Source organism: Roseibium sp., assembly GCF_050301095.1.
Classification (GTDB): domain Bacteria; phylum Pseudomonadota; class Alphaproteobacteria; order Rhizobiales; family Stappiaceae; genus Roseibium.
In genome coordinates, this window is record NZ_JBNKYW010000053.1 from 58371 (window position 1) to 84840 (window position 26470).

General features: G+C 61.0%; 27 protein-coding genes. 16 read left to right on the forward strand and 11 right to left on the reverse strand.

Features of this window, described 5'->3' with window-relative positions:
* Positions 1-73: 73 nt before the first annotated feature.
* The 10 genes from rpsF (at position 74) to ACQY7U_RS04800 (ending at position 9547) form a co-directional block, all read left to right on the forward strand.
* The gene (rpsF, locus tag ACQY7U_RS04755) at positions 74-517 is read left to right on the forward strand and encodes a 30S ribosomal protein S6 (RefSeq protein ID WP_428642519.1); all 444 of its coding nucleotides are present in this window, start codon (positions 74-76) and stop codon (positions 515-517) included.
* 6 nt (positions 518-523) lie between these two features.
* Positions 524-772: a 30S ribosomal protein S18 gene (gene rpsR, locus ACQY7U_RS04760; RefSeq protein WP_029066450.1), complete on the forward strand. Its 249-nt coding sequence runs from the start codon at positions 524-526 to the stop codon at positions 770-772.
* 106 nt (positions 773-878) lie between these two features.
* Entirely contained in the window at positions 879-1472 is a 594-nt protein-coding gene (gene rplI, locus ACQY7U_RS04765; protein WP_428642522.1) for a 50S ribosomal protein L9, read from the forward strand.
* A 366-nt stretch (positions 1473-1838) separates the two neighbouring features.
* A complete protein-coding gene (locus ACQY7U_RS04770) occupies positions 1839-3323 on the forward strand; it encodes a replicative DNA helicase (RefSeq protein ID WP_428642524.1) in 1485 nt (494 codons plus the stop codon).
* A 222-nt stretch (positions 3324-3545) separates the two neighbouring features.
* Complete coding sequence (locus ACQY7U_RS04775) at positions 3546-3818, forward strand: PilZ domain-containing protein (RefSeq protein ID WP_428642526.1); 273 nt, start codon at positions 3546-3548, stop codon at positions 3816-3818.
* Between the two features lie 105 nt (positions 3819-3923).
* On the forward strand, positions 3924-5060 hold the full coding sequence (gene alr, locus ACQY7U_RS04780; protein ID WP_428642529.1) for an alanine racemase: 1137 nt from the start codon (positions 3924-3926) through the stop codon (positions 5058-5060).
* Positions 5061-5086: 26 nt separating this feature from the next.
* A complete protein-coding gene (radA, locus tag ACQY7U_RS04785) occupies positions 5087-6481 on the forward strand; it encodes a DNA repair protein RadA (RefSeq protein WP_428642532.1) in 1395 nt (464 codons plus the stop codon).
* Positions 6482-6556: 75 nt separating this feature from the next.
* Positions 6557-7168, forward strand: coding sequence for a CvpA family protein (locus tag ACQY7U_RS04790; protein ID WP_428642535.1), 612 nt, complete (start codon positions 6557-6559; stop codon positions 7166-7168).
* Positions 7169-7285: 117 nt separating this feature from the next.
* On the forward strand, positions 7286-8758 hold the full coding sequence (gene purF / locus ACQY7U_RS04795) for an amidophosphoribosyltransferase (protein WP_428642538.1): 1473 nt from the start codon (positions 7286-7288) through the stop codon (positions 8756-8758).
* A gap of 60 nt (positions 8759-8818) precedes the next feature.
* Complete coding sequence (locus ACQY7U_RS04800; protein WP_428642540.1) at positions 8819-9547, forward strand: SDR family NAD(P)-dependent oxidoreductase; 729 nt, start codon at positions 8819-8821, stop codon at positions 9545-9547.
* Positions 9548-9638: 91 nt separating this feature from the next.
* Here ACQY7U_RS04800 and ACQY7U_RS04805 read toward each other — a convergent pair whose 3' ends face one another.
* From ACQY7U_RS04805 to ACQY7U_RS04845, 9 genes are all read right to left on the reverse strand, one after another.
* On the reverse strand, positions 9639-10436 hold the full coding sequence (locus ACQY7U_RS04805) for an inositol monophosphatase family protein (protein WP_428642542.1): 798 nt from the start codon (positions 10434-10436) through the stop codon (positions 9639-9641).
* Between the two features lie 90 nt (positions 10437-10526).
* Positions 10527-11954, reverse strand: coding sequence for a ribosome biogenesis GTPase Der (gene der, locus ACQY7U_RS04810; RefSeq protein ID WP_428642544.1), 1428 nt, complete (start codon positions 11952-11954; stop codon positions 10527-10529).
* Between the two features lie 141 nt (positions 11955-12095).
* Positions 12096-13448: a PQQ-binding-like beta-propeller repeat protein gene (locus ACQY7U_RS04815; RefSeq protein ID WP_428642546.1), complete on the reverse strand. Its 1353-nt coding sequence runs from the start codon at positions 13446-13448 to the stop codon at positions 12096-12098.
* Positions 13449-14129 (reverse strand): tetratricopeptide repeat protein, encoded by a 681-nt coding sequence (locus ACQY7U_RS04820; RefSeq protein WP_428642549.1) that lies wholly within the window; start codon positions 14127-14129, stop codon positions 13449-13451.
* A 201-nt stretch (positions 14130-14330) separates the two neighbouring features.
* Complete coding sequence (locus ACQY7U_RS04825; protein WP_428642551.1) at positions 14331-14912, reverse strand: NnrU family protein; 582 nt, start codon at positions 14910-14912, stop codon at positions 14331-14333.
* A 146-nt stretch (positions 14913-15058) separates the two neighbouring features.
* On the reverse strand, positions 15059-15880 hold the full coding sequence (locus tag ACQY7U_RS04830) for a hypothetical protein (RefSeq protein WP_428642554.1): 822 nt from the start codon (positions 15878-15880) through the stop codon (positions 15059-15061).
* 256 nt (positions 15881-16136) lie between these two features.
* On the reverse strand, positions 16137-16544 hold the full coding sequence (locus ACQY7U_RS04835; protein WP_428642556.1) for a Fur family transcriptional regulator: 408 nt from the start codon (positions 16542-16544) through the stop codon (positions 16137-16139).
* Entirely contained in the window at positions 16541-17368 is an 828-nt protein-coding gene (locus ACQY7U_RS04840) for a metal ABC transporter permease (protein ID WP_428642557.1), read from the reverse strand. The genes ACQY7U_RS04835 and ACQY7U_RS04840 overlap by 4 nt, the downstream gene beginning before the upstream one ends.
* Positions 17358-18227, reverse strand: a complete 870-nt coding sequence (locus ACQY7U_RS04845) for an ATP-binding cassette domain-containing protein (RefSeq protein ID WP_428642559.1) — start codon at positions 18225-18227, stop codon at positions 17358-17360. Before ACQY7U_RS04845 ends, ACQY7U_RS04840 begins: the two co-directional genes overlap by 11 nt.
* A 164-nt stretch (positions 18228-18391) precedes the next feature.
* Here ACQY7U_RS04845 and ACQY7U_RS04850 point away from each other — a divergent pair, with 164 nt between their 5' ends.
* Positions 18392-19795, forward strand: a complete 1404-nt coding sequence (locus tag ACQY7U_RS04850; protein WP_428642561.1) for a mannose-1-phosphate guanylyltransferase/mannose-6-phosphate isomerase — start codon at positions 18392-18394, stop codon at positions 19793-19795.
* A 123-nt stretch (positions 19796-19918) separates the two neighbouring features.
* Positions 19919-21124: a 3-oxoadipyl-CoA thiolase gene (gene pcaF / locus ACQY7U_RS04855; protein WP_428642563.1), complete on the forward strand. Its 1206-nt coding sequence runs from the start codon at positions 19919-19921 to the stop codon at positions 21122-21124.
* A 17-nt stretch (positions 21125-21141) separates the two neighbouring features.
* On the opposite strand, the gene ACQY7U_RS04860 is transcribed toward pcaF, so the two are convergent.
* Complete coding sequence (locus tag ACQY7U_RS04860) at positions 21142-21471, reverse strand: hypothetical protein (protein WP_428642565.1); 330 nt, start codon at positions 21469-21471, stop codon at positions 21142-21144.
* A gap of 439 nt (positions 21472-21910) precedes the next feature.
* On the opposite strand from ACQY7U_RS04860, the gene ACQY7U_RS04865 reads away from it, so the two are divergent.
* Positions 21911-22039: a hypothetical protein gene (locus tag ACQY7U_RS04865; RefSeq protein ID WP_428642568.1), complete on the forward strand. Its 129-nt coding sequence runs from the start codon at positions 21911-21913 to the stop codon at positions 22037-22039.
* A gap of 37 nt (positions 22040-22076) precedes the next feature.
* Here the strand turns inward: ACQY7U_RS04865 and ACQY7U_RS04870 are convergent, their stop codons facing one another.
* Positions 22077-22451, reverse strand: a complete 375-nt coding sequence (locus tag ACQY7U_RS04870) for a hypothetical protein (RefSeq protein ID WP_428642570.1) — start codon at positions 22449-22451, stop codon at positions 22077-22079.
* 304 nt (positions 22452-22755) lie between these two features.
* Between ACQY7U_RS04870 and ACQY7U_RS04875 the strand changes: the two genes are divergently transcribed.
* From ACQY7U_RS04875 to ACQY7U_RS04885, 3 genes are all read left to right on the forward strand, one after another.
* Positions 22756-23313, forward strand: coding sequence for a PadR family transcriptional regulator (locus tag ACQY7U_RS04875; protein ID WP_428642573.1), 558 nt, complete (start codon positions 22756-22758; stop codon positions 23311-23313).
* A gap of 26 nt (positions 23314-23339) precedes the next feature.
* Positions 23340-24443 carry an efflux RND transporter periplasmic adaptor subunit gene (locus tag ACQY7U_RS04880; protein WP_428642575.1) on the forward strand — a complete coding sequence of 368 codons (1104 nt, stop codon included), beginning with the start codon at positions 23340-23342 and terminating at the stop codon, positions 24441-24443.
* Positions 24440-26470 (forward strand): efflux RND transporter permease subunit (locus ACQY7U_RS04885; RefSeq protein WP_428642578.1); only part of this gene is annotated, 2031 nt, incomplete at its 3' end. The genes ACQY7U_RS04880 and ACQY7U_RS04885, both read left to right, overlap by 4 nt.

Here is a 26470-nt window from a genome sequence, read left to right on the forward strand (position 1 = left end):
CTCGTGCCTTTCCGGGGCTACGAGGAGGCTTTGCGCCAGCCCTGTGTTGTCAACCGAAGGAAAGGCTATTTCCATGCCTCTTTACGAGCACATATTCCTGGCGCGCCAGGACGTTTCGGCCCAGCAGGTCGAACAACTCGTCGAACAGTACAAGGGCCTCATCGAAGGCGCTGGCGGAACTGTCGGCAAGGTGGAAAGCTGGGGTCTGCGCACCCTCGCATACCGTATCAAGAAGAACCGCAAGGCTCACTACACCCTGATGAACATCAACGCACCGCATGCGGCTGTTGCCGAAATGGAGCGTCAGATGGGCCTCAGCGAAGACGTTCTGCGCTTCATGACCTTCAAGGTCGACGAGCTGGACGAAGAACCGTCCGCAATGATGCAGAAACGCGACCGTGACGACCGCCGTGGCGGCGGCCGTGGCGACCGCTTCGGCGGTGGCGACCGTGGTGGTCGTGGTGGCGACCGGGGCGACCGGGGCGACCGCGCTCCGCGCCGGGCTGAAGGGGAGTAAGAGATTATGGTTGATATTGCACAGCTTCCGAGCCGCCGTCCGTTCTTCCGTCGCCGGAAGACCTGCCCGTTCTCCGGTTCCAACGCACCGAAGATCGACTACAAGGACATCCGTCTGCTGCAGCGCTACATTTCCGAGCGCGGCAAGATCGTTCCGAGCCGCATCACCGCGGTTTCCGCGAAGAAGCAGCGTGAACTGGCCCGTGCGATCAAGCGCGCCCGCCTGCTCGGCCTGCTGCCTTTCGTGATCAGCTAAGCCTCCATCTGGAGACAGTCTCCCGGGTCCGCCCGGGGGATCCGTATTGGGACCGCGGACAAACGGTCTCTAACCACCTCCAAGGTGGGACAGTAGGAGAATAAAGATGCAAGTTATCCTTCTTGAGCGTATCGCCAAGCTCGGCCAGATGGGCGACACCGTTCGCGTCCGCGACGGCTATGCCCGTAACTTTCTGCTGCCGCAAGGCAAGGCCCTGCGCGCCAACAAGGCCAACCTGGAGCGTTTCGAAAACGAACGTGCCCAGCTTGAAGCCCGCAACCTGGAGCGCAAGTCCGAAGCGGAAGCCGTTGCTTCCAAGCTCGACGGCGAATCCCTGGTCATGATCCGCTCCGCTGGTGAAACCGGTCAGCTCTACGGCTCCGTGTCCACCCGCGACATCGCGGCAGGCCTCACTGAAGCCGGCTTCAGCGTTGCCCGCAGCCAGGTCGAACTGCGCACCCCGATCAAGACGATCGGCCTGCACAGCGTTCTGATCCTGCTTCATCCGGAAGTCGAAGTTTCGGTCACCGTCAACGTTGCCCGTTCCGAAGACGAGGCTGTCCGTCAGGCAGCCGGTGAAGACCTCACCACCCCGGAACAGGACGTCTTCGAATTTGAAGAAGACGAAGAAGCTGAAGGCGAAGGCGAAGGCGAAGTTGCTGAAGCTTCCGAGGAAGCTCCGGCAGAAGAAGAAGCCTAAGAGCTTTTTCCCAATTTGTCAGACACGATTGAACGGCGCTGCTTGCAGCGCCGTTTTTTGTTTGCCGGCAATCCTGTCCAGGGGCCGGACCGCTGGGTTCAATCACTGATGACAGAACTCTGGACAAGGCATTGAATCCCCTCGAAGAATTGTTAACCAGCAATTAACCTTTCCGAAAATATCATTGAATTCAACAACTAAGACCTTGGCTCCCGAGTCTGCAATCGCGTTCGGAGTCAAGCAGGATTCCAAACTTTCCCCGCTGATTTCCCTCAGCCGGTGGGAATCGGCGACAGTTGTTTTTGATCCTTGTGACCACAACCGTCACAGAGTATTCCGGATGAACTTGGGTCATCGGGGGACGATATGAAAGGCACATTGCAGAAGGTCGAAACGGAAGAAGAGGTCCAGCGCCTTGCCCCGCACAATGCGGAGGCCGAACGGCAGCTCCTGGGCGCGATTCTGGTCAACAACGAAACCTTCTACCGGGTCTCCGACTTTCTGGAACCGCACCATTTCTTCGTGCCGCCGCACCAGGATATCTACGAGAAAATCAGCCACCTGATCCGGGCCGGCAAGACCGCCTCGCCGATCACGCTGAAGACCTTCTATCCCTCTGACGCCAAGATCGCCGACCTGTCGGCCACCCAGTTCCTTCTTCGCCTAGCCGGTGACGCCGCCTCGATCATCAACGCCGAGGACTATGGCCGTACCATCTACGATCTCGCGATCCGCCGGAACCTGATCCGCATCGGCGAGGATATGGTCAACATCGCCTTCGATGCCCCGATCGACGTGCCGCCGACCCAGCAGATTGATGACGCCGAACGGCGCCTGTTCGAGCTGGCCGAAACCGGCCGCAGCGAGGGCGGTTTCGTCTCCTTCGGTGATGCCTTGAGCGAAACCATCGAGATGGCCCATGCCGCCTGGAACCGTGAAGGCGCCCTCTCCGGCATTTCCACCGGCCTTCGCGAACTCGACCGCCTGATGGGCGGCCTTCAGCATTCGGACCTGATCGTTCTTGCCGGGCGACCGGCCATGGGCAAGACGTCGCTGGCGACCAACATCGCCTACAACATCGCACAGGCCTACAAGGCCGAGGAACAGCCGGACGGCTCGATGAAGACCGTCAACGGCGGTGTGGTCGGCTTCTTCTCGCTGGAAATGTCGGCCGAGCAGCTCGCAACGCGTATCATTTCCGAACAGGCTGAGATTTCCTCTTCCAAGATCCGCCGAGGCGATATCACCGAGGCCGAGTTCGAAAAACTCGCAGCCTGCGCCCAGACCATGCAAACCGTGCCGCTGCACGTCGACCAGACCGGTGGTATTTCCATCGCATCGCTGGTGGCCAAGGCGCGGCGACTGAAGCGCCAGCGCGGTCTCGACCTGCTGGTGGTCGACTATATCCAGCTCCTGTCGGGCTCCAACAAGAACTCCGGCAACCGCGTCCAGGAAATCACGGAAATCACCACCGGCCTGAAGGCGCTCGCCAAGGAACTTCAGGTCCCGATCATCGCCCTCTCCCAGCTCTCCCGTCAGGCGGAATCGCGCGACGACAAGCGGCCGATGATGTCGGACCTTCGTGAATCGGGCTCCATCGAGCAGGACGCCGACGTCATCCTCTTCGTGTTCCGCGAGGAATACTACCTTTCCAAGACCGAGCCCGAGCCGGATACGGTCGAATACGAGAACTGGCAAAGGGACATGGAACGGCTGAAAGGCAAGGCGGAAGTCATCATCGCCAAGCAGCGTCACGGCCCGACCGGTACCGCCAACCTGCACTTCGAAGGCCAATACACCCGCTTCTCCGATCTTGCGGAAGAGGACCATCTGCCGGAGCGTTTCGAGTAGACTGGAAGAACCGGGAAATCGTCCTCCTCGTGATGCGTCTTTCTCAACAGGCCGCGCGCAGACATGCCGCGGCCTTTTCTCTGTCCGCGTTCAACTCTTCCCTCCCAGGAACAACACCCCCGAAAAAAAGAACAACGCTTAAGCCCTGATTAAACTCCAAGGCGTACTTTAGGTTGTTGATTTAAGCGTAATTGTGTTTGACTCAGAGTGCCGGAATTGACGTTGTCTCCAACTCTCAAACTGCTGGAAGAGGTCCGCGACTTTCCGCGGAAACGATGCAAGTGGACCGGACTTTTCAAGCACGGCGGGACACAGCGTCCCTGCGTCGTTGAGGATATCAGTGCCGGTGGATGCCGCATTGCGGTCAAGTCGAAAGGACTTGAGCCAAATGACCGGGTCGTCATCGAGGTGGAAAGCCGCAAACTGCGCTTTCACGGGGAAATCCGCTGGGTGCGCACCGATGAAGCCGGCATCGAGTTCCTGTTCATGGATTGAGTGCCTTCCCGCGTCCATCATTCCAATTGGCACTTCCCCTGCCCCATGCGCTAAGGTTGGCGCCGATTCCATTTTCTTGTGTATGGCAGGAGCAATAACCGGGTCGTGTCCGTTTCCAATTCCTTTCCCTCCGGCCTCTATGGCGGCCGCCTGACCATTGATCCGAAGGCGTTGGCCGCCAACTGGATGTTCCTTGCAGGCAAACTTGCGGGAGAAACGGAATGCGCGGCGGCGATCAAGGCGGATGCCTACGGCCTGGGTCAGGAGATGGCCGCAAAGACGCTCTTTGAGGCCGGATGCCGGACGTTCTTCGTAGCCGTCCCGACAGAGGCGCTGGCGCTGCGCAAGGTTCTTCCGGACGCGGTCATCTATGCGCTCGACGGCCTCTTCCCCGGCACGGCGGCGCATTTCCTCGAGCACGACATCCGTCCGGTCCTCGGCTCGCTTGAAGAGCTTCAGGAATGGACTGCGCTGTGCAAATCCACCGGCCGGAACCATCCGGCGGCCGTTCATGTGGATACGGGCATCCACCGGCTGGGACTGTCGCCGGCGGAATTTTCTGCTGCCATGTCCGACAAGGCATTGCTTGGTCCTTTCGAACCCACGCTCGTCATGAGCCATCTGGCCTGCGGCTCCACGCCCGACCATCCGATGAACCGTCGCCAACTTGATCTTTTCCGCGAGGTGACGGCTCCCTTCGCCCATATTCCGAGATCGCTGGCCAACTCCGCCGGTGTGCTGATGGGACCGGACTATCATTTCGATCTCGCCCGTCCGGGCATTTCCCTCTATGGCGGGCGGGCCTTCGATACCGGATTCAATCCGATGCGGCCGGTCGTCAAGGTCGAGGCCCGTATCATGATCGTGCGCGAGGTTCCGCCGGGCGATACGATCGGTTACGGCGCAAAGCAGACCGCGAAACGTCCCTTGAGGAATGCCGTGGTTGCTGCCGGCTATGCTGACGGCCTTCTCCGCAGGGCCGGCTCCACCGACGAACGTCCGGGCGGTTTTGCCATGATTGAAGGTCACAGGGCGCCGATCCTCGGCCGGATCTCGATGGACATGATCACGCTCGACGTGACGGATGTGCCTGAAAACCTGCTCCGTCGCGGCGCCTTTGTGGAAATGCTGGGTCCACATGTTGCCGCCGCCGACATTGCGGCTTATGCGGAGACCATCGACTACGAATATCTAACAAGCCTCGGCCGCCGCTTCGAGCGGGTCTACGGCCCCCTCACCTGATTGAAGAAGAGCGGAAGACGAACATCATGGCCCGCAGGTCCACCTCCTTCGTTTGCCAGTCCTGCGGGGCCGTGACCGCCAAGTGGGTGGGGCGCTGTGAATCCTGTGGCGACTGGAACACCATCGTCGAGGAGCAGACCGGTGGCGGCATCGGCGGCGGACCGGGCCGCGCCTCGCGCAGCAAGGGCAGGGTCGTACCACTTGTGGGCCTTTCCGGCGACACCAAGGAAGCCCCCCGCATCCAGACAAAGGTTGCCGAACTCGACCGGGTGACCGGCGGCGGCTTCGTGCGCGGATCGGCCCTGCTTGTCGGCGGTGATCCGGGTATTGGAAAGTCCACCCTGCTTATTCAGGCGGCCGCGCAGCTGGCGAACCTCGGCCACAAGACCGTCTATATCTCCGGCGAAGAGGCCATCGGCCAGGTTCGCTTGAGGGCCGAGCGGCTCGGCCTCTCGGAAGCGCCCGTGGCGCTGGCCGCCGAGACGAGCGTCGAAGATATCCTGGCAACTCTGGAAGCCGACACCGCACCTGCCCTGCTCATTCTGGACTCCGTCCAGACCCTTTGGACGGACCAGGTGGACTCGCCCCCCGGCACCGTGACTCAGGTGCGCGCGTCGGCTCAGGCGATGGTGCGCTACGCCAAGAAAAACGGCACCACGCTGGTTCTCGTCGGTCATGTGACAAAGGACGGCCAGATTGCCGGCCCCCGTGTCGTCGAGCACATGGTCGACGCGGTCCTCTATTTCGAAGGTGACGGCGCGCATCAGTACCGCATCCTGCGTTCGGTCAAGAACCGCTTCGGCGCCACGGACGAGATCGGCGTCTTCGAGATGACCGGCAAGGGACTTCAGGAAGTGCCGAACCCCTCCGCGCTTTTCCTCGGCGACCGCAATACGTCAGCGCCGGGCGCCGCGGTCTTTGCCGGTCTGGAAGGCTCCCGCCCGCTGCTGATCGAGATCCAGGCGCTGGTGGCACAATCGTCCCTCGGCACGCCGCGGCGGGCCGTGATCGGCTGGGACAGCGCGCGGCTTTCCATGATCCTGGCGGTTCTGGAAGCGCGCTGCGGTGTCCGTTTTTCCCAGCATGACGTCTATCTGAACGTTGCCGGCGGACTGAAGATCAACGAACCGGGGGCCGATCTTGCCGTGGCGGCAGCCCTGGTGTCTTCACTCAGCGGGCTTGCCCTTCCGGCCAATTGCGTCTATTTCGGCGAAGTCAGCTTGTCCGGGGCCATCCGGCCGGTGGCCCAGGCTCAATCCAGGCTGAAGGAAGCGGAGAAACTCGGCTTCGATCAGGCTTATTGTCCCGAGGGCAACCTCAAGGACGGTGTGGCCTCGTCCTTCAGGGCGACGGGGCTGCCGGAACTTGGGGACTTTGTTGCCAAACTCTCGGCCGAGGCTAGTGCTTCGGCGGGCAATTGACGCATGATGGGCACGAGGTCCAACTGAAGGTTTTGAGAGCGTTTCGAAGACGCCAGACAGAGGATTTTTCAGGATATGCCGATTACGCTGCTGGACGGAGTGCTCTTGGCCATCATGTTCATCTCGGCGGTCCTCGCAATGATCCGCGGGTTTGTCCGGGAAGTGCTTTCCATTGTCTCCTGGGTGGCCGCCGCCGCCGCCGCATTTTTGCTCTATGAGCGTGTTCTTCCCTACACGAAGCAATATATATCCCATGATCTGGTCGCCATGGGCGTTTCCGCGGCAGCGGTGTTCCTGGTCACGCTGATCATCGTCAGCTACATAACCATGCGGATTTCCGATTTCGTGCTGGACAGCCGGATCGGGGCGCTCGACCGGACACTCGGGTTTGTCTTCGGCGCCGTGCGCGGCCTCCTGCTGGTCGTCGTGGCAATGATGTTCTTCAACTGGTTCGTCCAGCCCGAGAAGCAGCCGAACTGGGTTCTGACCGCCAAGTCCCGCCCGATCCTGCTGTCTATCGGCGAGCGCCTTGTGGCGGTGTTGCCGGAAGACCCGGAAAAGGCGATCCTCGACAAGATACGCGACAAGAACCTGACCGGCGGCGATGCCAGGGCACCGGCCGAGGAACCGGCCTATAGCGATTCAGAACGCCAGGGCCTGGAGCAACTGGCAACGGACAACAACTGACGCCGGCAAAAGGCTCAGCTCTGATGCAGACCATTCCGCGTTGTGGTGAACACCGGAATGCAGATCCAAGGACCAAGGCCGGTCATGATGGCCGGCCAGAACGAAGGAGTGTTCGCCATGACTGGCGGAACCGAAGTGCACGAGCCGTTTGACATCAATGCAGACACCTTGCGGGAAGAATGCGGTGTCTTCGGTATTCTGGGACACGAGGACGCAAGCGCTCTGACGGCACTTGGCCTGCACGCCCTGCAGCATCGCGGACAGGAAGCGGCCGGCATCGTCACTTACGACAATGAGCAGTTCCGGGCCGAACGTCATCTCGGCCTCGTCGGCGATCATTTCTCAAATGCCGAGACCATCGGCAGGCTGACCGGCAAGGCGGCCGTCGGTCATGTGCGCTATTCCACGACCGGCGAGACGATCCTGCGCAACGTGCAGCCGCTGTTCGCCGAGCTTGACGGCGGCGGCATTGCCGTCTGTCACAACGGCAACTTCACCAACGCGCTCACCCTGCGCCGGCAACTGATCCGCGACGGTGCGATCTGCCAGTCGACGTCGGATTCCGAAGTGGTTCTCCAGCTGGTCGCCCGCTCGCGCAAGAGCAAGATCGTCGACCGTTTCATCGAGGCGATCACCCAGATGGAAGGCGCCTATTCGCTGGTGGCGCTGACCGCCAAGAAACTCATCGGCGCGCGCGACCCGCTCGGCATCCGGCCGCTTGTGCTTGGCGACCTCAACGGCGCACCGATCCTGGCGTCCGAAACCTGTGCGCTCGACATTATCGGTGCAAAGTTCATCCGGGAAGTGGAAAACGGCGAAGTCATCGTCTGCTCCACGACGGGGATTGAATCCTTCTTCCCCTTCGGCAAGCGCCCAGCCCGGCCGTGCATCTTCGAGTACATCTATTTCTCGCGTCCGGACTCGGTCGTCGGTGGCCGCAGCGTCTATGACGTGCGCCGGGAAATGGGCCGCCAACTGGCCCGGGAATCCAGTGTGGAGGCGGACGTCATCGTTCCGGTGCCCGACAGCGGCGTTCCGGCGGCGATCGGCTTCAGTCAGGAAAGCGGTGTTCCCTTCGAGCTCGGCATCATCCGCAACCACTATGTCGGCCGGACCTTCATCGAACCAACCCAGCAGATCCGCGCGCTCGGCGTGAAGATGAAACACTCGGCGAACCGGGCCCAGATCGAGGGCAAACGTGTTGTTCTGGTGGACGACAGCCTCGTGCGCGGCACCACTTCGGTCAAGATCGTCCAGATGATCCGCGAAGCCGGCGCCAAGGAAGTCCACTTCCGCCTCGCCAGCCCGCCGATCCGCTATTCAGATTATTACGGCATCGACACGCCGGTTCGCGAAAAGCTGCTGGCGGCCAAATACGGCCTGGAGGAAATGCGGGCCTATATCGGCGCCGACAGTCTGGCGTTCCTGTCCGTCGACGGCATCTACAAGTCCATGGGCTATGACGGCCGCGACGACGAAAACCCGCAGTTCACCGACCACTGCTTCACCGGCGATTATCCGACGCCACTCACCGACCTTTCCGAAGACCAGGACTTTGTCAGCCCTCCGCGGCTCGTGGAAGTCGGCTAAGAAGATCAGGAGAGCCCGGCCGCGCTGCCGCCGCCGGGCCGATTGATCCAAGAGGCATTCATGCAAAAAGATTTCGAAGGCCGGATCGCCCTTGTGACCGGCGCATCCCGCGGCATTGGCTATCAGATCGCGAAACAGCTCGGCGCGCGGGGCGCACATGTCATCGCGCTTGCGCGCACAGTCGGCGGGCTTGAGGATCTCGATGACGAGATCAAGGCCGCGGGCGGCCAGACGACGCTGGTTCCGCTCGACCTGACCGACTACGACGCTCTGGACCGGCTGGGCGGAGCAATTTTCGAACGTTGGAAGAAGCTCGATATCTTCGTCGGCAACGCCGGCGTGCTTGGCGTGCTTTCGCCCATTGGCCACATCGGCCCGAAGGACTTCGACAAGGTGATGTCGGTCAATGTGACCGCCAACTGGCGCCTGATCCGCTCGCTCGACCCGCTGCTGCGCCAGTCGGACGCCGGCCGCGCGCTGCTCCTGACGTCGCATCAGGCCCAGACCTGTACGCCCTTCTGGGGGCTTCAGGCGATCAGCAAGGCTGCGGTCGAATCCATGGCGAGAACCTGGGCGAACGAAAGCCTGAAGACCGCCATGAAGATCAATCTGGCCGACCCCGGCCCGACCCGCACCGGCCTGCGCGCCAAGGCGATGCCTGGCGAAGCACCGGAAAACCTGCCAACGCCTGAGCTCGTCGCAGAAGACCTTCTGGAACTGGTCAAGCCCGAGGTTTTCGAAACCGGCAAGCTCTACGATCGCGTCAGCCGCGAATGGATGACTTTCTGAGGCAACGCCGCTTTCAGCACTGATAATTCGAAACAAAAAAGGAGCCCCGCGAACACGGGGCTCCTTTTTTTGTTGCGCGCGCCAACAAGCCTTATGCGGCTTCCAGCGGCGAGAAGGAGCTTTCGGCGATTTCGGTGAGATCGGCGAACACGCCCGGCGCCCCGACGACCACGCGGGCGCCGTGGTAAAGCGCGTGATTGATGTCCTGCTCCATGACCTGACCACCGGCTTCCCTGGTGATCAGCATGCCCGCCAGGCAGTCCCAGGCGTTCATGTGGGACTCCACATAGCCAATCAGACGCCCTGCCGCGGCATAGGCCAGCATCAGGCCGCCGGAAGCGTTGCGGAAGAAGACCCCGCCCTTGGAGACAAGCGCGCCGACGACGTTGACAGCGTCGGTGACGGCGGTCCGGCCATTGAAGCCTACACCGACCGATCCATTCGCCAGGCTCTCGCTGTCGGAGCTTTTAATCGGTTTATCATTCAAATAAGCGCCGTGACCCGCGGCCGCCTTGAAGGTTTCCCCGGACACAGGATCATGAATGACGCCGACGATGACCTGCCCCTGATGGACGCAGGCAATGATCACACACCATTGCGGGATACCGGCAACGAAGTTGGCCGTCCCGTCGATCGGATCCGTGACCCAGGTATATCCGGAGGTGCCTTCTTCCATGCCATGCTCTTCGCCCAGAATGCCGTCGTCCGGATAGGATTTTGCGAGCTCTTCACGAATGAGCGTTTCCACGTTCCGGTCAGCTTCTGTCACAAGGTCCTGATGGCCCTTCCGCGTAATGGTCAAGGTGTCCAGCTTGCGGAAGTACTCCAGTCCGAGTTCACCCGCCTTGCGGGCCAGGCTTTCGGCGAAATCAAGCCGTTCTGTCGACATCGAAAATCTCCTTTGAAGGGAGTTGGCAGAAGAAAAGCTGTTCTTGGCAATCGAATAGCTTCGTTTGAAAGTCGGTACGATCCATTTCCGCTACTGGATTTTACGCTTCTTCTTGGTCGCGTAGGGGTTTTCACCCTTGCGGTAGGACAAGCGGATTGGCGTGCCGTGGATATTGAAAGACTCACGGAGCGAGTTCACGAGGTAGCGGGTATAGCTCTCCGGCAGTTGCTCCGGCCGGGAACAGAAGACCACGAAATGCGGCGGCCGCGTCTTCGGCTGGGTCATATAGCGCAGGCGCACCCGGCGACCGGAGACCGCGGGCGGTGGATGGTTCACCGTCACCCGGTCGAGCCAGCGGTTCAGCTTGGCGGTCGAGACACGGGCGTTCCAGGCCTCATAGGCGGTAAAGACACTCTCGACCAGACGGTCGACGCCCTGTCCCTGTATGCCGGACAAGGTGGCAATCTGCACGCCGCGGATCTGGTTGAAGTAGCGCTCGTTGGCATCCCGGATCTTTTTCCAGGCCGCTTCCCGGTCTTCGATCAGGTCCCATTTGTTGATCGCGATCACCAGCGCGCGGCCTTCGCGCGCCACCAGATCGATGATCTGCAGGTCCTGCTTTTCGAAGGACATGGTGGCGTCGAGCGTAACCACGACCACTTCGGCGAACTTGATGGCTCGCAGAGCGTCGGCGACGGACAGCTTCTCCAGCTTTTCCTGGACGCGCGCCTTCTTGCGGATACCGGCCGTGTCGAACAGCTTGATGTGGCGGTCGTGCCAGGTCCAGTCGACGGAGATGGAATCACGCGTGATGCCGGCTTCCGGGCCGGTCAGCATGCGGTCTTCACCTAGCATCCGGTTGATCAGCGTCGACTTGCCGGCATTCGGACGGCCGACGATCGCGACGCGCAAGGGCCGCTCGCGGGTGCCGACCGGCTCCTCCTCGTCGACGATCTCGCCGTCCTCGTTGACATCGACGTTGGTGACGGCTTCCTCGCGTTTGGCCTCTTCTTCCGCGTCGACCCGGTCCACATGGGGCTTCAGAGCGTCGTAGAGATCGGCAAGGCCCTCGCCGTGCTCGGCGGAAATCGCGATCGGATCGCCAAGGCCCAGCGCATAGGATTCGTAAAGGCCGCTTTCCCCTGCCCTGCCTTCGGCCTTGTTGGCCAGAAGGATCACCGGGCGGGTGGTCTTGCGGGCGACTTCGGCAAAATGCGCGTCCAGCGGTGTTACGCCGGCACGGGCGTCGATCAGGAAGAGCACCGCGTCGGCGGTCTCGATGGCTTCCTCCGTCTGGCGGCGCATGCGCCCTTCCAGCGAGTTCCTGTCCGCTTCTTCCAGGCCCGCGGTGTCCACGATGGTGAATCGCAGGTCTCCGAGACGCGCTTCCCCTGGCCGCCGGTCGCGTGTGACACCTGGCGTGTCATCGACGAGCGCCAGACGTTTGCCGACCAGACGGTTGAAAAGCGTAGACTTGCCGACATTCGGCCGGCCGATAATGGCGACTGTAGCGCCCACAGCAGTTACTCCTGACAGGCAGGCCTCCATGGACCTGTCCTTGAATGCCAGAGCAACCGGTTTTCAGGATTTCTCCCGAAAACCGGTTGCCCGATTTCTATTATTCAGAGCCTTGTCAGGCGTCTTCGCGACGCCGGTGCTCTAGTTGAAGGCCGCGACGCCGTCGGTCCCGCTCAGGACGACCACGCGCCCACCAGCCACGATCGGTGACACATAGACATCCGTGTTGGTCCGTTGGGTCAACATGATTTTGCCGGTAGCGGCATCGACCATGGCGATCTGTCCGTCGCTGGAAAAGGCGACGAGTGTGCCGTTGGCCAGGACCGGACCGGCCCAGTTGCGGCGTTTCTTCTTCTTTGCCGGTCTCGGCAGCGACGTCGCCCACAGCGTTTCACCCGACTTCAGGCTGAGCGCCACCATGCGGTCGTCCAGATCCACCATGAAGAAGGCACCGCCGGAGACGACCGGTGTGTGGACGCTGCCGAGATTCTGCTCCCACTGGCGCTGGCCGGTGCGGATGTCGACGGCAACCGTGCGTCCGGCAACCCCGGTTGCATAGACCGTATTGCCTGCGACGATCGGGCTGGCCGAGACATCCGAAAGGCCGGACAGGGCCAGTGTGCGGAAGCCGCGCGAAACACCGTCGATCCAGGCAGGTTCCCCGGTCTTGATGTCGATCGCCATGATCTCGCCGGAGGAGAAGGGAACGATCACGCGGTTGCCAGAGATGGCCGGATTGGCGGCGGACAGGAGACCCGCGGTTTCCTCAACGCCGGTATAGGACCACTTCAGACTGCCGTCCTCCTGGGAGAGGGCATAGACTTCGTTGGACTGGGAGACCACGAAAACATGGCCGGCGCCGGCAACCGGCGCGCCATGGGCGGGCGTGTCCAGATCCGCGGTCCATATTACCTGGCCCGATCCGGCATCCAGAGCGACAAGCTGCCTGTAGCTGGTGGCCGCATAGACAACGCCGCCCGCAACGGCAACGCCGCCGCCCGGACCGACGTCGCGCTCGCCTTCCGGACGCAGGTTTTGCGTCCAAAGACGGCCGCCGGCCGTTGAAAGCGCAACCACTTCACCGTTCGGCTTGTAAACGAAAATACGGCTGCCATCGCTGACGGGGCGTGCCGAAACCCGCAAGGCCGAGGATGTCAGTCCCCGGCCGGAAGAGCCGACATTCGACCGCCAGGCCTTGCTGCCGGAAACAGAAATGGCGACATTGCCGGGATCGTTGGTCAATCCGCCGCCGGCGGTCGTCCAGGTCTGCCCACCGGTGGCCGGTCCGACCTTCGCGGTCTGACCGAGCGCCTGCGCAGCCGGATCCGCGCCGTCGAAAACGGGTTGGCGCTCACCCGGGAGCGTCTTTTCCCGGCTGAAGGGATTGACGCTCTCGGTGAATTCGCTCACCGAACCGCAGCCGGTCAGCGCAAGCGACAGGGCCATTGCCCCCAGCAGTCCGCGCCGGCAAGAAAATACGGTCGCAAGTCTCACTTAGTTGTTTCCTTCACTGTCCGTATCCGCATCGCCGTTGGCGGCGCGAATGACATCGGCCAGGAGCCCGGTGCGGCGACCGACTTCGACCGGCGTTTCCGGATCATCCCGGAGCGCGGAAAGCCACTTCCTCGCCTCTTCGATATTTCCGTTTTTCCAGGCACTTAGTGCAAGAAGCTCACGTGCGGCCGCGCGAAACGGACCGGTGTCCCCGGTCAGCTTCTCAACCCGATCGGCAACGGCGGCATAGTCTTGCGTATCGACGGCGAGATAGCCGGCACGAATAGCGGCCACACTCTGTATGGCTTCCATCAGGCTGCTGTCGGCCGCAAGTGCATCAAAGGCGGCCAGCGCCTCATCGGTCTGGCCGGCGTTCGCCAGATCCGTTGCCTGCCGCAACTTCGCCAGGGCAGGATAGCCGCCGATCGCGCCTTCCAGCTCGCCGTAAAGCTCGGCGGCTTCCTGGTACTTGTCCGCTTCGGACAGATTCACGGCTTCGAAATAGGTATCGCCCGCGCTCTGTGAACGGGTTTCCTGCCAATAGAGCCAGCCGCGATAGCCGCCTGTGCCGACAACAATCAAGACCGCAACACCGATCACCCATGGGCCAAAGCGATCCCAAAGCCGACGGTATTTCTCCTGCCGGATGTCTTCATCGACTTCACGAAAAATATCAGACATGCGTGTCTTGTTCCTGCATTCACTCTGCCGGCCCAGCCAAACCGCCGGGCCGCGCCCCCAATTGAGTGGCGCACATTATCCATTTGAACCGGTTCGGGCAATTCCCTGATCGGGCTTTAAAAGGTCCATCGTGGCGCAAGTGGGGCAATCTTCGCTGAAAAGACGAATTCCTTGACGAATTTTGCCCCGTTTCGGCCGAGGTTAGACGACCGGTACGCCGATGAGAAGCGGATGCAGCTTCCAGACAAACAGCCCGTAGACAACAAGCCCGGCCAGAATCACACCGATATCGGACAGTTTGCCCGGCTTGCCCGAAACGAAGGCCAACTGGCCTGCCCCCGGACCACGGCGCTTGACCGAAATCCGGTCGACAACAGCCCAGACCAGGAAACCGCCGAACAGCAGCACGGAGGCCAAGTCGCCATTGGCAAGGAGATGCGCGAAGGCCCAGAGTTTGACTGCAACCAGCATCGGGTGCTTCAAGGCCACCTTGATCCTGCAGGGAACATATGCGGCAACCAGGAAAATGAAGACAGGCAGCATCAGCAGCATGGTGAGATGCCGTGCCCACAGGGGCGGATCGTAAAGGATCGGGGAGCCGTCCATACGCGCAAGGCCATAACCGTAGATCAGGAGGCCAAAGCCCGCGAAGGAGACCAGGGCAAACAGTCCCTTGTAGCCGTTCTCGCCGAGCTTAGACTGCAATCCCCCGCGAACCGACGGCACCATCGGCAGAGAATGTATTCCCAAAAACAAAACCAATCCGGCAACCAACAAGGTCATGCCACTCTCCCCAACTCAGCCCGTCAATGGCATGGCTCTACGCAAATTTGTCCATACCGCTCGCGGAACATAAGAGCCCTGCCCGGCAGCTGCAACGGGTTTTGATGCAGACCCTTGCCGGAACGGTGACGGCAACCGGCTCGCCGTCAGTAGGTGCGCACGTCGAAATCATACAAAAATTCATTGAGCGATTTCAGCGCGGACGCGGGAATGGACAATTGAACGTCTCCGTTCGCACCGAGAAAGATCAAGCTGTGAAGGTTTCTGAGATGGCTCGCTCCCGGGAATCCTTTGACAAAAAGCGTCGAACGCGGACGTATGGCTGCATTTGCGAATTCGGAATAGATCATCCACCCCACTTCATGATCGTCCGGGTTGCGCCACCGTCCCCAGTCATCGACCACGACATGGAGGCGGTCGACAAGCTCGCCTCCAACTTCAATCGGAAATGATCCGACAATCGTCAGGGTTTGGTCATGCGAACCTTTTTCCGGATCCTGATAAACGCGGCGGACAGACAGTGGATGCTCTTTTACCAGCGAAAAACCGGTCCAGGGAAATTCCCAGCGGGTGATGTTGCGATCGAACTTCCCCGATTTTGAAGCCCCAAGGAACGTTACCGGCGTTTGATTGAACCAATAGAGATCCCGCCCCGGCCGTTCGCTCAAACCATATTTCGCCGTGAAAAAGTACCTTCCGTTTTCCGCCGGCTGAAACCGCAGCACGTGACTCTGGTGATGAAACGGATACGGACCCGACGCACTGTCGGCAAAGAGCACGGCGATGCAGCTCACATTCGGCAGGCTTGCCGCCACGGACCGCCCTTCGTTCAGGTGTTCCTCCAGGGCACCGGTGTCTTCGACCGGGATCGGCTCGCCGCAGCGCACGCGAACGGCTTCGTATGCGCCATTGCCTGCGAAAGCCAGTCCATTGCAAATCATTGCGGCAGCACCGATGAGCGCCGCCAACCCCTTGCGTTCAAACCAATTCATCGCGTTTTCCCTGAAGTTCCGCGCCAGCCTGCTTCCGGAGGTAGAGGTAGATGTAGCCGCAACCCGACCTCACGGTTCAGACCAGTTGCCATGGCCGCCCTCCACCTGAAATGTGATTAAACCCGGAGTGGCCGCGCACTTTGAAACTGAAATAATTCCTGATTCTTCAACTGTTTCCCCTAGGGAACCGTGAAGCAGAAAAAATCTCTCGGGGAAACCCTTCAATTTGATCCTAGTTCACGGCCTGGCAGGCCTTGCAGGTACCGCGCAATTCGATCGTGGTTCTGGCGAGCCGGAACCCCTGCTCTTCGGTCCAGGCTTTCAGCAGCCGGATCGCCTCTTGCGGGGTAAACTCGCTCACGTCTCCGCATTCTTCGCAAATCGCGAAGGCCGCCGTACCGTGACCCGAGCAGCCCTTGTGGGAACAGGCCACGAAGGCATTGAGGCTCTCAAGGCGGTGAACCATGCCGTATTCGACCAGCTTGTCGAGCGCCCTGTAAACCTGGAGCGGCGCGCGGAAGCCGCTGCCGCGCAGCAGATCCAGGATCGCGTAGGCCGTCAGCGGCCCCCCGGCTTCCGACAGGGATCCGAACACCAGTGCCTGGTTTTTCGTCAAGTCAGGATGCGCATGATCACTCATGACCGGTCTCCTCCCGTTCTTGCCCTCAATTTTCTGATCAAGACCCCGCCAGGGAACAGGCTAAGGGAAAAAAGAACCATCGCCGCAACCACGATCGAGGGGCCAGACGGCGTATCGTAGTTGAGCGAAGCGAACAACCCGCCGGTGACGGATAGCGCACCGGCAAGGGCCGCAATCACCGCCATCTGCTCCGGTGTAGCGGCCAGCCGCCGTGCCATGGCCGCGGGAATGAGCAACAGCGCGGTGATCAGCAGCGCTCCGACAATCTTGAGGGAAATGGCTATCACGATTGCCGTCAGCATGATGAAAACCAGCTCGGTCCAGTCGGGCTGAAGCCCCTCGCCGGCAGCAAGGTCCGGACTGACCGTTGCAGCGAACAGGCGGCGCCAGATGAAGACAAGGACAAGCAGAACAAACCCGCCGCCGCCATAAATCATCGCGATATCAAGCCTTGTGACCGACAGGATGTCACCGAACAGCAGACCAAGGAGATCGACCCGCACCCAGGTCATGAAGGCAAGGCAGACCAGTCCCAGGGCCAGCGCGGAATGGGACAGCAGCCCCAGCAGGGCATCGGAGGACAGCGTATCGCTTCGCCTGAGCGCGACCAGCAGGAGAGCGAGGATTATGGACACGCCGCCGACCGCCAGGGTCGTGTTGATGTCCAGAAGCAGGGACATGGCAACGCCCAGAAGGGCCGCATGAGACAGCGTGTCGCCGAAATAGGCCATCCGGCGCCAGATGATGAAGCAGCCGAGCGGCCCCGTAACCAGAGCAACCCCGATCCCGGCAATAACGGCCCGTGTGAAGAAATCATCCAGCATTTGTCAGGCGGCCGCTCTTGTTGGGGTGTTCGTGGTCATGGCTCCCGCGGGCATGATCAGGGTGAGCGTGATCATGATGTGCGCCGGGGCATTCTTCGCAGACGGTGCCGTCGGCCAGCCGTACCTTGCCGTCCGGCAGGTGGACATGATCGTGATGATGTTCGTAGACGGCGAGCGCCGCCCCTCCCCGGCTGCCAAAAAGGGCATGGTAGTTTTCGTTGGAACTGAGTTCGGACGGTGTTCCCCGGCAACAGACATGACCGTTCAGGCAGACCACCTGATCGGCCGCCGCCATAACCACATGGAGGTCGTGGGAAATCATGAGAATGCCGCAACCGAGCGCACTCCGGATCTCGGAAATCAGGTCGTAGATTTCGATCTCGCCGGCATAGTCGACCCCCTGCACAGGTTCGTCCAGCACCAGAAGGTCCGGGTTACGCGCCATCGCCCGTGCCAGCAGGACCCGCTGCAGCTCGCCGCCGGAGAGGTTTCTCATCTGGGAGCGAAGCAACCGCTCGGCCCCGGTCCGCGCCAGCGCCCTGCGGCTTTCTTCTTCCGACAGCGGGTTCGTCAGCCGCAGGAACCGCTGAACGCTCAGCGGCAACGTCCAGTCGATCGCAAGCTTCTGCGGCACGTAACCGACCTTGAGGCCTGGCCGTCTGACGGCGGCCCCTTCGCTGGGCTTCAGGATGCCCAGAGCCATTTTGGCTGTGGTGGACTTTCCGGACCCGTTCGGACCGATCAGCGTGACGATTTCACCCGGCGAAACCGTCAGATCGACGCCGCGCACCAGCCACTCGCCCGCTTTGCGGATCCCGGCGCGCGTCAACTGAACCAGCGGAGTTTCGGAAGTTTTCATGCTCAATCAAACCTGATGCGCGGAATCGAACGACCGCCCGCGTTACGTTATTACATAAGTAGACGTCAAGTCCGGTTCTTGCAACACGATCCGGCGATGAGTAGGGTCCGGATCAAACCGGCCCCGTCCCGGGGGACCCAGCCGCATTATTTCAGGACGTGCTCATGATTTACCCTTGTATCTTGTCTGGTGGCGTCGGGACCCGGCTCTGGCCGCTGTCGCGGCCGGACAGGCCCAAGCAGTTTCTCCCTTTGTTCGGTGGTGAAAGCCTTTTCCAGAAAACCTGCAAGCGCGTGCGACGCGCCGGCTTCGCCGCTCCCATCGTCATCGGCAGCAATGCCCACCGGTTTCTCATCGGCGAGCAGCTTTCGGAACTCGGCCTAGAAGCCAACTCCATCGTTCTGGAACCGGTAGGCCGCAACACGGCCGCTCCGGCCCTGATGGCGGCGCTGATTGCCGCCGAGACAGACCCCGATGCACTCATTCTCCTGCTCCCTTCGGATCACCTGATCCAGAAGGAAGACCATTTCATCGACACTGTGCTTTCCGCCCGGGAAGCGGCCAAGGGAGGCTCGATCGTCACCTTCGGCATCACACCGACGGAACCCAATACGGGCTATGGCTATATCAAGGTAGCGCCGGGCGGCGATGCCGTGCGGCCGGTGGAAGCCTTTGTCGAGAAACCGGACCTCGACCGGGCACAGGCGTTTCTGGAAGACGGCAGCTACGCATGGAACGCCGGCATCTTCCTTTATTCCGCGCAGACGATGATCGATGCTTTCAAGCAGTTGCAACCGGCGTTGTTCGAGGACGTTCAGGCGGTCATGACAACCCGACACAGTGATCTGGACTTCACGCGGCTGGACCAGGCGAGCTTTGAAAAGCTCGCCAATATCTCGATCGACTACGCGATCATGGAAAAGGCGGCGAATGTCGCCTGCGCTCCGGTGGCGCCCGACTGGGACGATCTCGGGTCCTGGTCGGCGATCTGGACCGTTCTGGACAAGGACGAAGACGGAAACTCGGCGCTAGGCGATTCCCGTTTTCTGGACAGCAGAAACTGCCTTGCCTACGCGGAACGCGGCCTTGTCTCCGTCATCGGACTGGAAGATGTCATGGTGATCGCCACCACCGACAGCGTGCTGGTAGCGCACAAGGACAAGGCGCAAGACGTCAAGACCGTGGTCGAGCAGTTGAAGGCCGAAAACCGGAAGGAAGCCGAGCAGCACCCGCGTGCCTACAAGCCCTGGGGCTACACGGAACGCATCAACACAGGTGACCGGTTTGCGGTGCAGTCCATGATGATCAATCCGGGCAAAAGCATCAGCCTGCAGAGCCATCTGCACCGGGCCGAACACTGGATCGTCGTGTCCGGTACGGTGGAAATCACGATCGACGGACGGACAAGCCTGCTGACGGAAAACCAGTCGGCCTACGTTCCTCTCGGGGCGCTGCACACCTTGCGCAATCCCGGCCGGATTCCGGTTCGCATGATCGAGGTACAATCCGGAACCTATCTCGACGAAGACGACATCCTCAGGCATTCAGAACCGTCACAGGACAGCTGAGACCAATTCTTTCGCGTGACGTTTTCTTGCCTTCGTTCCGGTGTTTCGGCAAGACTTCAGCCAGGCCGGCCGATGGGCAGGAGGGCCATCGGCCGCAGCGGAACCAGAAGCGGGGAAGATCAGATGCACCACGTTTTCATCTGCGATTATGTCCGTACGCCCATTGGCCGCTACGGCGGCACGCTTTCATCCGTGCGTGCGGATAATCTTGGCGCGATCCCTATCGGGGCTCTGATGGAACGCAATCCGGATACGGACTGGGCGGAGATCGACGATGTGTTTCTGGGCTGCGCCAACCAGGCTGGCGAAGACAACCGCAACGTCGCGCGCATGTCCGCCCTCCTCGCGGGCCTTCCGGACACTGTGCCCGGGCTGACCCTCAACCGGCTATGCGGATCGGGCATGGATGCCGTCATGACAGCGGCCCGGGCCATCAAGGCCGGTGAAATCGACATGGCGATTGCAGGCGGCGTCGAAAGCATGTCGCGGGCGCCCTTTGTCATGCCCAAGGCCGGCACCGCCTTTGCACGCAATGCCGAAATCCACGATACGACGATCGGCTGGCGTTTCGTCAATCCACTTCTGAAAAGCCAGTACGGCATCGATTCCATGCCGGAAACAGCGGAGAACGTCGCGGAAGACTTTGCCATTTCCCGCGAGGACCAGGATGCCTTCGCCCTGCGCAGCCAGCAACGGGCCGTAAAGGCCCAGGAAAACGGCCGCCTGGCGGAGGAAATCGTTCCGGTCATGATCCCGCAAGTCAAGGGCGATCCGGTTCTCGTCAGCAAGGACGAACATCCGCGAGCCAATACGACCATTGACACGCTTGCCGGCCTCAAGACGCCCTTCCGGGAAAACGGTACGGTCACCGCGGGCAATGCCTCCGGTGTCAACGATGGCGCAGCAGCCTTGCTGATAGCATCGGAGGCAGCAGTTGAAAGATACAATCTCAAGCCAATTGCCCGGATCGTCGGCGGTGCAACGGCCGGCGTGCCTCCGCGGATCATGGGCATTGGCCCGGCTCCCGCCACGCGCAAGCTCTGTGCCCGTCACGGCATTGCACTGGCTGAATTCGATGTCATCGAACTGAACGAGGCCTTTGCCGCCCAAGCCGTGGCCGTCATGCGCGATCTCGGCCTGCCTGAGGACGGCGAACATGTGAATCCAAACGGCGGTGCGATTGCACTCGGACATCCCCTGGGAATGTCAGGTGCACGCATTGCCGGAACGGCTGCCCTCGAACTGAAAAAGCGTGGCGGAAAACTGGCCCTTGCCACGATGTGTATCGGCGTCGGTCAGGGAATCGCGCTGGCCCTGGCGGCCGTGTGACTTGACGAGCCGCCGTGTCACATGAGCGTTGCGCCGGACCATGCTCCAAACTGGTCGGACACTTGCGCCTGAATGTGAATGGCTTTTGACCTCGCGACCTCCCGCAGTTGATCCGCGATGCGCTCGAACAACAAACTCGGCATGCGGAGGGCCGCGACGTAGAATGACCTGGCCTCTTCCGCAGCCTCCCGCAGGTTCACGCTGCTGATGTCTCGGTAGGCGCCGCGCGCCAGGTCTCCGACTTCTTCTGCGTCCTCGACCACGGTCTGCATCAGGCCAACCGCCCGATCCGGACTGACGGCAACGACCAGTGCGGCAAGGAGGAAAAAAAATGCAAAAGCAAACACGTTCCAGTTTCGAGCAAAGTACTTCATTGCAACCCTATGTATTGGTTAATGAATTCCTAACCTACTCAAGGTCGTAGATCATTGAAGTACCGCAGGCAACGGGTCCGGTCGATATCAAGATAAATTTTAAGGAATTTGGTTAACGCTGAAAACGTACCTTATTCAAGCGCATAGCGAATCATCACGCTGAAAAAACAGATGCTCCAGCCAGTTCCAACACCCCTTTTAAAAGGCTATCAGGTGGACGTCCTGCAGCCGTTGAACACCTGCCTCGCGTTCGCTTTACGGGAAATTCCGGCTGTCAGATATGTCAATGCGTAAAATTTTACATGTCTTGTTACCGAGGCCTTAGATGGCCCCGCCTATAAGCGGCGCAACACGCTTAGGAATCGGACCCAACAAGATGCGCGTTCAGTTCGCCCGGGAAAGGACAGGAGAGATGAGGCTTTCATCAGCAGGGTTGCTGTTGATTCTGGCTGCCGCCGCCATGATCGTTTTTGCCGACTTCACCCCGCGCCCGGCAATGACGGCCAAGGCGGGCACCGGTCCTCACACCTTGGCGCATTAACGCCAAGCGGCGGCACCGCGAGAGGGTGATGGCTTCATCAGTGTGCCGGGTGCTTGCCGGTCCCACGTGTCGCCTTGACCGGAACGGGCCGCAGTTGCCTGTGGGTGAACAGGTGAGAGACTTTCCGAGGTGTGCCGCCTCCCCGCCGGCCCTCTCCCAGCAGCATGATCGCGGACCCTATGACGACCGACCCCAGGGTAACCGCCAGTCCGCAGGCGAGCAGGATTACGGGAATGACAGGCTCGGCAGAATTGAGCACAAGATTGCGCAGATTGCCGATATTGGTCAGGAAAATGCCGGCAAGAACCAGGGCGGCAACCGCCAGTCCGGCAAGACCATTGACGGTCAGTAGCCGAAGCAATGGATCTGCGGGCAATCCTGGGCGAATGAACGCCTTGCCAAAGCGGGGCATGCGGGTTTCTCCGGCGGCTGCTGGTGCAAAGAACACACTCAGCGTAGCGCCGATAGCCAGTCTTCAACAACCTGTCATTTGAAACGAGTAGAATCCCGTTTTTGTTGCGCCTGTTAATTTCTTCTATTTTTGGTAGAATTGTGCATCACACACTTGAAACCCGCCGAAAGGGCATATATTTGTTCGATATATCGAACCAACATATGTCACTTCTTACAGGGTTACGGGTGCCGTCGAACCACCGATACACCGACCTGAAGAAGTCTGCCGAGCCGGGAGGACGCTCCCGTGCGTGGAGATACCGATGAGTGTACGCAGTCTGTGTCTGGCGATCCTGTCCTTCGGAGACGCCACCGGATACGAAATCCGGAAGGAATCCACCGAGGGCCGGTTCAGCTATTTCGATGACGCCAGTTTCGGTTCGATCTATCCCGCCCTGGCCCGTCTGGAGTCCGAAGGCCTGGTGACCGTGCGCGAGGAACCGCAGGCCGGCAAACCGGGCAGGAAGGTTTATTCCATCACGGACGCCGGACGCGTCGAATTCGTCAATTCCCTGTGCGAACCGCAAGCACCGGACACCTTCAAGTCGCCGTTCCTGCTGATCGCCCTGAACGCGGGCCTGCTTCCGCCCGAAGTCGTGCGAAGAGCTGTCGAGCGGCGCAAGGCTCAGGTGCAGGAGGAACTGCGCCTGCTGCTGGAATGCCACAAGGAATGCGATTGCCCGCACCCAGGTTCCGACTGGACAAGCGACTACGGGATCGCCTGCATGAATTTTACCCTCGCCTATCTCGAAGAACATGGCGAAGCCCTGATCAAGATTGCTGAAGACGCAGCCAAGCCTGTCGTGGCAGCTGCCGAGTAGGCCCGGATTTCTGGAGTTAGAAACATATGCACGTGAAATTTTCCTACATCCTGGCCACCGGTCTGACGGCGGCAATCGGCGCGTGGATGTACAGCGGCACAATGGTGATCGGCGGTGTCGGTGACAGCGAACATGCCACGCCGCCTCCGGCTCTGCGGATCAGTGAAACAACCGTCAAGGCTTTCCGGGTCAAAGTCGAGCGCCTGATTGCGGAGGACCGGCGTGCGGTGCTGGAAGTGCGCGGCCGGACCGAGGCCGAAGCCAAGGTCGCCGTCCGCTCTGAAACCACCGACGATGTCGTCGAGTTGCCCGCGCATGAGGGCGAGCATGTGTCGGCAGGAGACGTGCTTTGCGTGCTTGACCGGGGAACGCGTGAGGCGCGCATTCTTGAGGCCAAGGCCGCCCTTGCCCAGGCAGAGCTGGATCACGCCGCGGCCACGCAGCTGAAAAACAAGGGTTTCGGCACACAGACCCGCCTCGCAGCGGTCAAAGCCCAACTTGATGCTGCAAAGGCACGGCTCAAGGAAGCCGAACTGGAGCTTGAGCATACTGTCATCCGCTCACCGATAGACGGTGTCATCCAGAGCCCGCTGGCGGATGTCGGCGCGCAGCTCGAACAAGGCGGCATTTGCGCGACGGTGGTCGACGCCGATCCGATGATCGCAATCGGCGAAGTGTCTGAACTCAACATCGGCGACGTTTCTCTGGGCATGCAGGCGACGGTCGAACTGGTGACGGGGGAGACCTTCCACGGCAAGGTGCGCTACATCTCGCCGTCGGCAAACCCGGACACCAGGACCTTCCGTATCGAAGTCGAGCTGCCCAATCCGGACGGCGAGGCCCGGGACGGCGTGACCGCCGTCACCCTGCTGCCGCTCGCCTCCGAAAAGGCACACAAGATCTCACCGGCGATCCTGACGCTCAACGATGCGGGTCAGGTGGGCATACGCGCCGTCGACGAGAACAACAGGACCGTCTTCTACCCGGTCAGGGTGCTGGGCGGCGAACAGGATGGAATGTGGATTGGCGGGCTGCCGGATGAAGTGGTCGCCATCACCGTGGGGCAGGAATACGTCTCTGACGGAGAACTTGTGGAACCGGTCTTCGAGACGGCAGAGGTGAGCCAATGATAGACATGCTGGAAGGCGTCCTCCGGCGCCCAAAGACGGTGTTCGTGATGATGCTGGCGCTGATCGTAGCCGGCGTCGCCACCTATATTTCCATCCCGAAGGAAGCCAGCCCGGACATCGACCTGCCGATCTTCTATATTTCGATCGCTCAGCAGGGCATTTCGCCGGAAGATTCCGAACGCCTGCTCGTGCGGCCCATGGAGACCGAGTTGCGCGGGCTGGACGGCCTGAAGGAAATCACCGCGATCGCGTCGGAAAGCCACGCGGGCATCGTCCTCGAGTTCGACATCTCGTTCAACAAGGACGAAGCGCTCGCGGATGTCCGCGACAAGGTCGACCAGGCCAAGAGCAAGCTGCCGGACGAGGCCGAAGAGCCGACGATCACGGAAATGAACTTCGCGCTCGCTCCGACCATGATCATCGCGCTGTCGGGCAATGTTCCGGAGCGCACGCTCTATCAGCACGCTCGCCGGCTCAAGGACCAGATCGAGGCAATCGACACTGTCCGGTCCGCCGACCTCACCGGTCACCGGGAAGAACTTCTTGAAGTCCTGATCGACACCCAGAAGCTGGAATCCTACTCGATCACCCAGCAGGAATTGCTCAATTCGCTGCAACTCAACAACCAGCTGGTGCCTGCCGGGTTCATCGACGGCGGCAAGGGCCGCTTCAACGTCAAGGTGCCCGGCCTCGTCGAAACCGCCGAAGATGTTTACAGCCTGCCGCTGAAACAGAGCGGCGAAGGCGTGGTGACCCTGGCCGACGTTGCCGAAATCCGGCGCACGTTCAAGGACGCCAACGCCTACACACGCGTCAATGGCAATCCGGCCATCGCCCTTCAGGTGGTCAAGCGCATCGGCACCAACATCATCGAGAACAACACCGCCGTTCGCGACGTGGTTGAAAACGCTTCAAAGGACTGGCCGGAGACGATCCACGTCAACATGATGCTGGACCAGTCCAACAACATCTTCGAGGTGCTCGGTTCGCTGCAGTCCTCGATCCTGACTGCGATCTTCCTGGTGATGATCCTGGTGCTGGCCGCGCTCGGTCTGCGCTCGGCTCTGCTGGTGGGGCTCGCGATCCCGACCTCCTTCATGGTCGGCTTCCTGATCCTCGGCGGCGTCGGCTACACGGTCAACAACATGGTCATGTTCGGCCTGGTGCTGACCGTCGGCCTGCTGGTCGACGGCGCCATCGTGATGACGGAATACGCGGACCGGAAAATCCATGAAGGCATGGAAGACCGGGAAGCCTATATCCGTGCCGCCCGGCTGATGTTCTGGCCGATCGTCTCGTCCACGGCAACGACGCTGGTGGCCTTCCTGCCGATGCTCCTTTGGCCGGGCGTCGCAGGCGAGTTCATGAGTTACCTGCCGATCATGGTCATCATCGTCCTGACCGCTTCGCTGTTCACGGCCATGGTGTTCCTGCCGGTCACCGGCGGTATCTTTGCCGCGGTCTCGCACTGGCTGAGCCGTCATGCAACGTTGATCCTGGCGTTGGTGGCGGGGCTGGTTTTCGGTGCCACCATCGCCATGGGCCCGTTCGTACCTGCAGCACTTGCCGGTACTGGCCTGGCAGAAATGGCACAGGGACTCGCAGTTCTGTGCGGCCTTCTGACTTTCATTGTTGCAACCTATGTGTCTTACAAGGTGCTGCGCCCGGTTGTCCGGTGGTCACAGGCACGTGCGGCAAGGCGGGCCGAGCTGGAGCGGTCGGAAGCCGCAGCGCTCTCCGGAACGGAAGCCTTCGACGTCAAGAAGGTCAGCGGGTTCACCGGGATCTATGTTCGCATCCTGAAACTGTTCGCCGGCAACCCCGTCGGCAACATTGCCGCCCTGTTCATCCTGGTCGGTTCCGGTGCCGCCATCTTCATGGCGTTCGCGGCGAACCCCACCGGTGTCCAGTTCTTCATCGACGAAGAACCTGAACAGGCCGTCGTGCTGGTTTCGGGGCGCGGCAACATGTCGGCGGCCGAAGCCCGTGACCTGGTCATCCAGGTCGAACACAGGCTTCTGTCGATC

Excerpts from the sequence above, each read along its gene's own strand:
- ACQY7U_RS04800 (WP_428642540.1), top strand. The coding sequence starts at position 8,819 with ATGCAAAAAGATTTCGAAGGCCGGATCGCCCTTGTGACCGGCGCATCC.
- ACQY7U_RS04870 (WP_428642570.1), bottom strand. The coding sequence starts at position 22,451 with ATGCCCCGCTTTGGCAAGGCGTTCATTCGCCCAGGATTGCCCGCAGAT.
- ACQY7U_RS04865 (WP_428642568.1), top strand. The coding sequence starts at position 21,911 with ATGAGGCTTTCATCAGCAGGGTTGCTGTTGATTCTGGCTGCCGCCGCC.
- ACQY7U_RS04825 (WP_428642551.1), bottom strand. The coding sequence starts at position 14,912 with ATGACCTTGTTGGTTGCCGGATTGGTTTTGTTTTTGGGAATACATTCT.
- ACQY7U_RS04880 (WP_428642575.1), top strand. The coding sequence starts at position 23,340 with ATGCACGTGAAATTTTCCTACATCCTGGCCACCGGTCTGACGGCGGCA.
- ACQY7U_RS04835 (WP_428642556.1), bottom strand. The coding sequence starts at position 16,544 with ATGAGTGATCATGCGCATCCTGACTTGACGAAAAACCAGGCACTGGTG.
- ACQY7U_RS04820 (WP_428642549.1), bottom strand. The coding sequence starts at position 14,129 with ATGTCTGATATTTTTCGTGAAGTCGATGAAGACATCCGGCAGGAGAAA.
- rpsF (WP_428642519.1), top strand. The coding sequence starts at position 74 with ATGCCTCTTTACGAGCACATATTCCTGGCGCGCCAGGACGTTTCGGCC.
- pcaF (WP_428642563.1), top strand. The coding sequence starts at position 19,919 with ATGCACCACGTTTTCATCTGCGATTATGTCCGTACGCCCATTGGCCGC.
- ACQY7U_RS04840 (WP_428642557.1), bottom strand. The coding sequence starts at position 17,368 with ATGCTGGATGATTTCTTCACACGGGCCGTTATTGCCGGGATCGGGGTT.
- ACQY7U_RS04875 (WP_428642573.1), top strand. The coding sequence starts at position 22,756 with ATGAGTGTACGCAGTCTGTGTCTGGCGATCCTGTCCTTCGGAGACGCC.
- ACQY7U_RS04850 (WP_428642561.1), top strand. The coding sequence starts at position 18,392 with ATGATTTACCCTTGTATCTTGTCTGGTGGCGTCGGGACCCGGCTCTGG.
- ACQY7U_RS04790 (WP_428642535.1), top strand. The coding sequence starts at position 6,557 with ATGCCGATTACGCTGCTGGACGGAGTGCTCTTGGCCATCATGTTCATC.
- ACQY7U_RS04805 (WP_428642542.1), bottom strand. The coding sequence starts at position 10,436 with ATGTCGACAGAACGGCTTGATTTCGCCGAAAGCCTGGCCCGCAAGGCG.
- purF (WP_428642538.1), top strand. The coding sequence starts at position 7,286 with ATGACTGGCGGAACCGAAGTGCACGAGCCGTTTGACATCAATGCAGAC.
- rplI (WP_428642522.1), top strand. The coding sequence starts at position 879 with ATGCAAGTTATCCTTCTTGAGCGTATCGCCAAGCTCGGCCAGATGGGC.
- ACQY7U_RS04845 (WP_428642559.1), bottom strand. The coding sequence starts at position 18,227 with ATGAAAACTTCCGAAACTCCGCTGGTTCAGTTGACGCGCGCCGGGATC.
- radA (WP_428642532.1), top strand. The coding sequence starts at position 5,087 with ATGGCCCGCAGGTCCACCTCCTTCGTTTGCCAGTCCTGCGGGGCCGTG.
- ACQY7U_RS04770 (WP_428642524.1), top strand. The coding sequence starts at position 1,839 with ATGAAAGGCACATTGCAGAAGGTCGAAACGGAAGAAGAGGTCCAGCGC.
- rpsR (WP_029066450.1), top strand. The coding sequence starts at position 524 with ATGGTTGATATTGCACAGCTTCCGAGCCGCCGTCCGTTCTTCCGTCGC.